Here is a 1,452-nt window from a genome sequence, read left to right as displayed (position 1 = left end):
CATAAAAATAGATTCGTCCTTAAGCCAAATGAAACCACGTTGTGGATCCATTTAGATTCATTTGGCCTCATATGGTTTTAGCCCAAATTATTTTTCATAAACATCTAGTTATTAACAAATTATAATTATATATTTCTCAATAATTATATAATTAATTAGGGATTTAGGTCATTAAACAATGCCTTGATTATTTCATCATTTAACTAATTATTGAAAGAACTAAATAACGGATTATGGATACAAAGATTATTAGTGTGGTAGGCGAAAAAGGTGGTATCGGAAAAACGACATTGAACATTATTCTAGCTTCAAATCTTTTCTATGCAAAGCAGCAAAAAATTGTGCTTTTGGATGCCGATAATCCTCAATACTCCATCTACAAAAAACGGAATCGGGAAATGGAAATGTTGGATGCCGAAGAAAGGGCAGGTTTGGAACTTTATCCTATTGAACCAGTAACCGTTCAGAATCTACAGGATGCCATCCTGAAGTACTATGGCCAAGTGGATTATATAATTCTCGACCTTCCTGGCAGTTTGAATGTAGAGATGGTCAAAGGGCTAATGTATGTGGAACATGTTTTTGTGCCCTTTGACCATGACGAACTGGAAATAGACAGCACTTCACACTTTTATTTCACGTTGAAAAATAATTTCCTTGATAATGAAGAGCGTGTATTAAAGAGCATCCATCTTTTTTTCAACAAGTACAAGCTGGTCAAAAGAAACAAGTTTGCGGTGCTGCGCCAGCAATTTAAAGAGGCGGGTATTCCCATGATGACCAGTGTAGTCAAGGACAAGACCATCTACAAGGAAAGATATCGGAATACACTGTACCCCATACCTGAGCATAAAGAAAGGGGCGAAAAAGATATCAAACATTTCTTTGAGGAAGTAAGCCAACTAACAAAATAGCGCAATACTATGAAAAGAGGAAAAAAAGTAAATACACTAGGTCTGATCCAAAAAATGGCGGAACAGAACAAAGAAACCGTGAATGTGCTGAAGACCTTGAAAAGTGAGCGTTCGATTGAGGAAACGCCGAGTGGGTCCAAACAACATTTTGAGCCTAAAACCGTTAGGAATACGAAAGAAACCGCAGTCATTGAGAATCATAAAGGGATGACATCCAAAAATTCTTCAATGACCGACGAGTACCCGGTTCGACAATTTAAATTGTTCCTACGCACGGAAAACTTTCGCGATAGAAAGGAATCCTTCGTGCTTTCCTTAAGTAAGGACTGCATGGGAAAATATGAAAAATTGGCACAGGGGGCATCCTATAAATTGGACATAAAAACCCATCGCAATGACTTGATAAGAAAGGTTTTGGAAGATTTTATAGATAAAAAGTATAGAAAACTGATAAACATAATAGAACAAAAATAGAAAACTTTGAGCAGCTACTGGTACATATTGATAGGTTTGGCCCTAATCTATTACGGGTATGTTC

2 protein-coding genes are annotated in these 1,452 nt (G+C 36.6%); both read left to right on the top strand.

Annotated elements, in window-relative coordinates; genetic code table 11:
* Positions 1-233: 233 nt before the first annotated feature.
* Positions 234-914 carry a ParA family protein gene (locus tag A7D14_RS04175; RefSeq protein ID WP_067030418.1) on the top strand — a complete coding sequence of 227 codons (681 nt, stop codon included), beginning with the start codon at positions 234-236 and terminating at the stop codon, positions 912-914.
* Between the two features lie 9 nt (positions 915-923).
* A complete protein-coding gene (locus A7D14_RS04170) occupies positions 924-1,388 on the top strand; it encodes a hypothetical protein (RefSeq protein ID WP_067030415.1) in 465 nt (154 codons plus the stop codon).
* The last annotated feature ends 64 nt before the right edge of the window (positions 1,389-1,452 follow it).

It is taken from the genome of Allomuricauda sp. CP2A (assembly GCF_001683915.1).
Taxonomy (GTDB): Bacteria; Bacteroidota; Bacteroidia; order Flavobacteriales; family Flavobacteriaceae; genus Flagellimonas.
The sequence above is the reverse complement of the archived record's forward strand: the minus strand, read 5'-3'. Positions and strand labels throughout refer to the sequence as shown.